The sequence below is a fragment of the Nitrososphaera sp. AFS genome (assembly GCF_009898475.1).
Lineage (GTDB): Archaea > Thermoproteota > Nitrososphaeria > Nitrososphaerales > Nitrososphaeraceae > Nitrosopolaris.
Window position 1 is genome coordinate 1 of sequence record NZ_QURE01000137.1, and the last position, 6557, is coordinate 6557.

Annotated in this window: 7 protein-coding genes and 1 pseudogene; 3 read left to right on the forward strand and 5 right to left on the reverse strand. The window is 34.8% G+C overall.

Annotated elements, in window-relative coordinates:
• The first annotated feature begins 1353 nt into the window (after nt 1-1353).
• Complete coding sequence (locus DYY65_RS13105) at nt 1354-1470, forward strand: C2H2-type zinc finger protein (protein ID WP_162478086.1); 117 nt, start codon at nt 1354-1356, stop codon at nt 1468-1470.
• Nucleotides 1471-1951: 481 nt separating this feature from the next.
• Here the strand turns inward: DYY65_RS13105 and DYY65_RS11425 are convergent, their stop codons facing one another.
• Nucleotides 1952-2446 carry a hypothetical protein gene (locus DYY65_RS11425; protein ID WP_162478087.1) on the reverse strand — a complete coding sequence of 165 codons (495 nt, stop codon included), beginning with the start codon at nt 2444-2446 and terminating at the stop codon, nt 1952-1954.
• A 439-nt stretch (nt 2447-2885) separates the two neighbouring features.
• Entirely contained in the window at nt 2886-3092 is a 207-nt protein-coding gene (locus DYY65_RS11430; RefSeq protein WP_162478088.1) for a hypothetical protein, read from the reverse strand.
• 335 nt (nt 3093-3427) lie between these two features.
• Here DYY65_RS11430 and DYY65_RS11435 point away from each other — a divergent pair, with 335 nt between their 5' ends.
• Nucleotides 3428-3595 (forward strand): hypothetical protein, encoded by a 168-nt coding sequence (locus tag DYY65_RS11435; RefSeq protein WP_162478089.1) that lies wholly within the window; start codon nt 3428-3430, stop codon nt 3593-3595.
• A 263-nt stretch (nt 3596-3858) separates the two neighbouring features.
• On the opposite strand, the gene DYY65_RS11440 is transcribed toward DYY65_RS11435, so the two are convergent.
• The 3 genes from DYY65_RS11440 to DYY65_RS11450 all read right to left on the reverse strand — a co-directional run bounded on the left by DYY65_RS11440 (nt 3859) and on the right by DYY65_RS11450 (nt 5628).
• Nucleotides 3859-4134 carry a hypothetical protein gene (locus tag DYY65_RS11440; RefSeq protein WP_162478090.1) on the reverse strand — a complete coding sequence of 92 codons (276 nt, stop codon included), beginning with the start codon at nt 4132-4134 and terminating at the stop codon, nt 3859-3861.
• A complete protein-coding gene (locus tag DYY65_RS11445) occupies nt 4106-4750 on the reverse strand; it encodes a transcription initiation factor IIB (protein WP_162478091.1) in 645 nt (214 codons plus the stop codon). The genes DYY65_RS11440 and DYY65_RS11445 overlap by 29 nt, the downstream gene beginning before the upstream one ends.
• A 359-nt stretch (nt 4751-5109) precedes the next feature.
• Nucleotides 5110-5628 carry a signal peptidase I gene (locus DYY65_RS11450; RefSeq protein WP_162478092.1) on the reverse strand — a complete coding sequence of 173 codons (519 nt, stop codon included), beginning with the start codon at nt 5626-5628 and terminating at the stop codon, nt 5110-5112.
• 853 nt (nt 5629-6481) lie between these two features.
• Between DYY65_RS11450 and DYY65_RS13110 the strand changes: the two are divergent.
• Nucleotides 6482-6557: pseudogene (locus DYY65_RS13110) on the forward strand (methane monooxygenase/ammonia monooxygenase subunit C); the annotation flags it as partial.

Here is a 6557-nt window from a genome sequence, read left to right on the forward strand (position 1 = left end):
ATGCAGAACATCAAGTGACGACCCAAGAGATAGGATAAGTAGCATGGATGTCCACTTAGTTGACTAAAAACAATCTACACGTATTCAGGAACGATGAATGTAGGAGTAGGATCTCACTTAAGGTAGATGAAATGTCGATAGGTGAAAAAAGAGAATGTATTATCCTATTTTTTATTTTGTACTAACAGCTATCACTGAGCCATATCGCGTAGTGTTCCACTTCCATGAACATAGTGAATGGTCCCCTTATAACTAGGCCTTCAATATGTGCAGCAACTGTAGCAGCACAACATTAACTTATCTTCTTCTAATCTTGTTTTCTAAGAATCTGTCATTTAGATAAATTTTGTTTCACCTGTGCGTATCGTGTAGCTTGTTAATATCAGCTTCATAGCCTGTGCAACAGCCGTATGGTACAATAACATCTGAACTCTTCCCACCACGTCAGGACCCTTTTCTTCTACAAGCCAGCATTTTCCACCACTTGCCTCAATCCAAAAAATAGGTTATAGCAAAAATAGCCTTCATGAAGATTTGAATCGCTGAACCTGTCTTATTTTACGTAGGCAGCTTTTAACTTGCTAAATTTCTTGAACTTGGTAAGATTATCTGCCGCTCCTACAGCTTCTTTAATTTTTTCAGTTACTTTTGACAAATTAGTTTTTCTCCCCCGGAATTATGCACTTAGCGAGTCTCCATCTCGTTAGGGTGCCACAATGTGCATACACCATGAGGCGCTACAGTTCCAGATTCAAGTTCCCTTACATCAGGACCGCTATCTTCAACTACTGCACAATGATTTCCTTTGATAAAATATGTACAATTGTAGCAAAAATAACCTGCATGCAAATCTGCTTTCTTAAAAAATCGATTTCAAGATAACCTGACGCAACCTTTGAGAGCTTTGGATACTGCTTATCACTTTGAATACGATTAGAGCTAACATTAGTTGCCATGTACTACTTTCTGCCCTTNNNNTAGTTTATTCTGTACCGATAATAAACATGTGTCTCAATGGTTGAAATGCTGCATGTAATGTATTAAACGGTTATAAAATCTTCAATAGGGTTTAAGAGTTCATATTCACCAATGGACAAGCAAAGGGAATTCTATTCTACGTATAGCTGAATTATAGAAAGAGTCTGCAACTTACATTAGCCTGAGTAGAGATTACGGCTACTTATTCACAGTAGAGTGTCACATTTGCCGTCTCCTACGCTTATTATCGAATAACAGTAATAGAATTATATGTTAACTTGGATGTACGTTTAAGCCTCAAATGAATTAACTAGGGAATAGCCCCCATTTGTAATCCCTTATATGCAACTTATGGATACTACAAAGTGAATACCGATGAAATTCAACTTTTTCAGCGGCAAGAAGTTCAAGTGTACTATATGTAAGGAAAGTTTTAAAACAGAATCAGAGCTGGGACAACACAACATCCAAAAACACGGAGCAAAAAAGTAAGAGATGATTTTCGCGATACATGCCTAATACTTATACATACAAGATGATTCTACCTTGCTCTTTTCATTTCTTTCTTGGGTTAAGGCTAAGTGGCAAGGCACCATTGTACTACGATTATCGATTTTAGAATTTAAGTTGAACGTACTAAACTAAACCTTAATCAACCACATGAAAAAAAATCTAAGAATTTGTAGAAATTGCGGTGTCGTTTTCGACTTGGAACGTAGGCCTCACAGAGATTGTCCATTGTGTCATCATGGAGAACATCTTCCTTTAGACAGCGAAAAATGGGCTTAAACGCTTTTTGTATCCTAACTAGCTAACATAAACTGTTCTAAGTCCCAATTAAGTGAAATTAATTGCAAAGCTAGATGAAACACAAAGATATTGTTGTACTAGACATTGCTATTCCAACCTCATATTTCTTCAATATTTCATGAATTATATGCTCGATTATTATTTTATTATATATGGACCAATTCTAACCAAGTTCATGTTTGAATATAATTTTGATTTGAGGTTTTGTACTAGTATTTTCTATGGAATAGTTTACTTCAGAGCAATGTTCCATCCTAGCAATTAACCAAGACAGGAATAATTCTAGAGTCAAGTTACCTTTCATAAATAATACCATTTCATGTATTACATTCTTGGCTACATTATTCGCTAAATCAATTACTTGTTCCTTTGTCATTATATTCTGAAAAATATCTGAGAGAATTGGTCTAGCAATAGGAATCATTCCCACTTTAGTTGCAAGCATATCCCAATCGACATATTTTCTCAGAATGCTGTTGATTTCTGCGTTAAAACTCGTATTATTATTTCTAGCTTGCAAACCTATTTTTCTAATTACATCTTCATCTAGTCGGAATGATTTAGTTACGCCTTTTGACTTTGCCGTATTAACTCTCAAAAAGCAATTAGCTAATCGAAAGACACTTTCACTTGCCTTAATGGTATCACTCTTCAACAAACTACAGTTCCACCATATTTACATAAATTCTAGTCATGTCCGAAGGTCCGTAAAATATACTCGTTAAGATTCTTTTGAGACATATGATAACTAGGATTTGACTTATTGATGTTTGAACTAGGAAATAGTGAAAAACGTGATTGATTTGACCATCATCTAAGCTGACGGCCACAAAAGATATCAGCTTATATGATGAAGATACCAATTTAGAGCGTAAATATGAGTAACCACGTGACTTATATAAAACTTTAGTATACAAAGCAAATAGTAGAGTTATGCTCCCCTAAGGAGTATTTTATAACCAAACGATTTGGAATTGATTTGATAATACTGGCATCTCAGAACAGTACTTTACCAAAAATTCAAACGGAACGCTATGCTATACAAACAAGATTGATACTCGCCAACGAATTTAGCAATTTTCATTAGGTCCTGTAATTTATATATCCTCATGGAACTCGTCAGCACGTTCTGCCTCTATTTTTGCTTCTTCTGCATGCAGGAGACGCTGTACAATAATAGCCTCTTCTAGACGTCTTTCACTTTGATATCTGCTATTTATGGCAGATAATGCCTTTATTCTAGACCAACCATTTTCTTTGACTAGTTTTTCGGTTGCTATTTCAATATCTCTTTTACTATCCATCCAATATTAATAAACAAACTGGTCTTATAGATTTTCTTACTAACTTTCACCAATAATTAGTGAAATAGAGAAATTTTCTCATCTTTGCCGGATACAGAGTCATGTCTAATGGTTTAAAAAAGAGGAGAATATCGATGTAAGCTGTACCTAACTTCAGAAGTTTGCAAATGTTTGCTAGGCGCTTTTATCGTATTGTTGATTCTTATTTGCATGGAATACAGAATTAATAATTCGATCAGTAGAGAATCATCCTTGTTTGCATACATTCCGTACATGGTGATGGCCACAGGAATGAAGAACCTGACTTGTGACAATGAAGGTAGTAGGTAGATTGTATGTTTGATGTAGGCTTATTTTTAGAAATAACATTTGCTTTTTTTTCAATGATCGGCGTTGCTTGTGTTGGATTAGGCATTTATGCAGTTTTAGGTAATGAATTACATGGCAAAACAGAGGAGAGAACAGAAAAAAAGAATCATGGTCAAAAGCTGATAGGTAATTGAAGGTGATACAGTCTAGATGTACACTATCTATTATTTGAATTTAAAAAGGAGCGTTATGCAACTTAATAATTATGTATAGCCTAATTTGGAAAGCTGAAACCATACTATTCATTGTTACCTCATATTTTCACACATATAATGAAATAATAAGCATTCAATTGCATATAGAGGCCTCGCAACTGAATTAAAACGGAAATAAAAACTTTTTAGATAAGCAAATTACTCTCACCTATGTCAAGGATTCTACTATGATCCCATATCTCTCACGTGTTTGATGCGAGAGGTATTAAATCTCGACCTAGGTCTAAATCAAATTTGTGGCCTTTTAGTTCTTTGTACCTATTTCTTAAGGTCATTTCTGTTATTCCTGCTATACGTGCGATGTCAGTTTGAGTTCTTGTTTCCCCAGTAGTTGAACATACCATATATACCACTGTTGCAGCCATTCCCATAGGATCTTTCCCAGCAGTTACTTCATTCTTTTTAAGATGTTTCATTATCTCGATTGCTTTACGTTTGGTTTTTTCTTCTAATCCCAATAATTATGCATTTAGTATGATCGATGGTTGGAGTTTTTATGTCGAGTTCATTGATTAACAACCGATAACTTTTTCCCAAAGTTTTAGGCTTGATATTGTTGACTCCAGCTATCTCCTTTAATGATTTTGGAATTCCGAATTCTCTACAGGAAATGTATAATGCGGCATCTAGAACTGCTGTAACCATTCTACCTCGTATGAGTCCTCTTTTCTGAGCTTTTCTATAGATATAGGCTGTTCTTTCGACTACCGTCCTGGGTAGGCAAAGCTTATCTTGTAATAGATCAAGTTGGTTAAATGCATAATTAGGTCTTCTTATAGCCTTTATTCTATGGTCCCACATTCGTAGTCTTTCCATTCTTAAACGATTTGTTGCATCAAGCATGTGACCGCTTGCATCTATGTTCGGTTTTCCAATTATGGTAGAAAGTACATTGTCATAAGTTCCTACGAAGGTTGAAAAGTCATTACTAGAGTCCATTTTACTTCTAGACGTGTATTCCTGCGTGATGTCATAAATCACTAGACCACATTTACAACATATCGTCTCTCCTGATTCATAATCTGTAACTATTTTGTCACAGTTACAGGAAGAACATTTCACTAACTTTTCCATTCTAAAAAATGATCTCTAGTAATGTTTGTATACGAATGAAATAAACTTTGAGTAAGAATGTTAACTTTCAAATGCAATCATTTGCAATCATATGCATTAATTTTTAGTGCCTCTTAACTGATTAAAAGCAAAGAATTTCATACCCTTCAGTAGTTGGTATAATGTGGCAGATCATAATTCAAATCTCGTCTATAATAATGCTTTAAAAACTAATATGACAATTCCGAAATTTAGGAAGCTACATCTCATTATTTCAAGTGCTGTCGAAGATAGAGTTGTAGAGACAACAATCAGATGGTCAGTATCTACAATGTCAACGTATGTATCATGGAGAACATCTGCAACTAAGGCTTTATCTCCTATCCATTTCCGTCCTTCCTTCCCATTCTAGAGTAGTAGAGTACCGTTATTGCGATAACCCCAATCGTAATGTAATAGTTTGTTGGAGGACTAATGACCTTGGTAATCAATCCCAATTTAGGAATTACATATACAACTTTACCAACGTAATTTTTATCTCTAATGGGGTAATCTATGTATGGAATTGAGCCATCGTTGGCATCTCCCTTTGTTCTAATAATCTCATTTCCAAGTCCTGTGTAAATCTGAACAATTCTATGAACGATAGTCTCGTGCTGCTCGTTAGGAATTAATGAGCCAGGTGACTTGAACACAATAATATCTCCGACCCTCAGATTGTTAAATGGTATGTTGTGATTAATAATTACAAAATCGCTGATGTTAAGAGCAGGTATCATGCTTCCACTAGCAACTACATAAAACGGATTATAGGTACCAAATACGAATCTAATACCCAAATATGTAATAGCAATCCCGATTATTATGACAGAAACATATGATATTACCCTTGAAATCATTTAGGAACCCGCAGTTAGACCTGTCTTTTATTTGCTTTTATTACGTCGATTAATGATTCAATGTAATCATGCCATGCATTGTTGAGTGGCATGAGATATCATTATAAGAATTGCATAATAATAATACAAACTATGCTGATAACAATAATTCCATCACATAGTTTGTGACTGCCAGTTGACAGTCATCTTAACTGCACTCATAATTGGTCACACAGAATCACATTCTCTTAACTAATATCTTGAATATGTCACAACGAATTAATTTATTGTAGATGAATATCCGCAATTATCAGAATAGCCACCCCAAAGGAAAAATTATGGTTTGTAAAGTGGCTCTCTTTTCAACTATAATAATAGGGATACTTGGCGGTGTATTTAATTTTCCAATTAAACATTAAACAGATACAAAATTTCCTGGTGGCTTAGTCAGAATAGGTCATAATATCATTAAAGTGATCCGATGCAGAACACGAGATGGCTAAAGTTAAGAAATAATAAAATGGTTTTAAATTCAGCGACGCCTCCTAGATTGTTGTTGAGTCCTCACATTAGACTATGTTGGTCCAATGTTTCCAACTACTAGATACAATAATGCTACTGAGACAAGAGACACAGCTATCAATATGACTGGACCCCCAACAGAATGATGTCCAGAAGATCTTTGCATTCCACGTATCGGAGAATAATTTATAATCGTTTAGGGTATTATTAGAGCACTGTGCAAACGGTTGCAAATCTCTGAAGATGTGTAATTGGACCAATTTATACTGCCTATGTTTGCAGATATTTGCAAAAGAAACTTAGTTACTTAATAGTTTATGTGTATATGTAGAAATGAGTTGATCAAACAGATATGGCTCAAATGCCAGCACTGATTCCAAAAGAAGTAGAAATTCAGAGACTGAAAAAGATATACATCATGGTCATAA

Bases quoted from the DNA above. Each gene is read 5' to 3' on its own strand.
- DYY65_RS13105 (WP_162478086.1), top strand. From the start codon at position 1,354: ATGAAATTCAACTTTTTCAGCGGCAAGAAGTTCAAGTGTACTATATGT.
- DYY65_RS11430 (WP_162478088.1), bottom strand. From the start codon at position 3,092: ATGGATAGTAAAAGAGATATTGAAATAGCAACCGAAAAACTAGTCAAA.
- DYY65_RS11435 (WP_162478089.1), top strand. From the start codon at position 3,428: ATGTTTGATGTAGGCTTATTTTTAGAAATAACATTTGCTTTTTTTTCA.
- DYY65_RS11445 (WP_162478091.1), bottom strand. From the start codon at position 4,750: ATGGAAAAGTTAGTGAAATGTTCTTCCTGTAACTGTGACAAAATAGTT.
- DYY65_RS11450 (WP_162478092.1), bottom strand. From the start codon at position 5,628: ATGATTTCAAGGGTAATATCATATGTTTCTGTCATAATAATCGGGATT.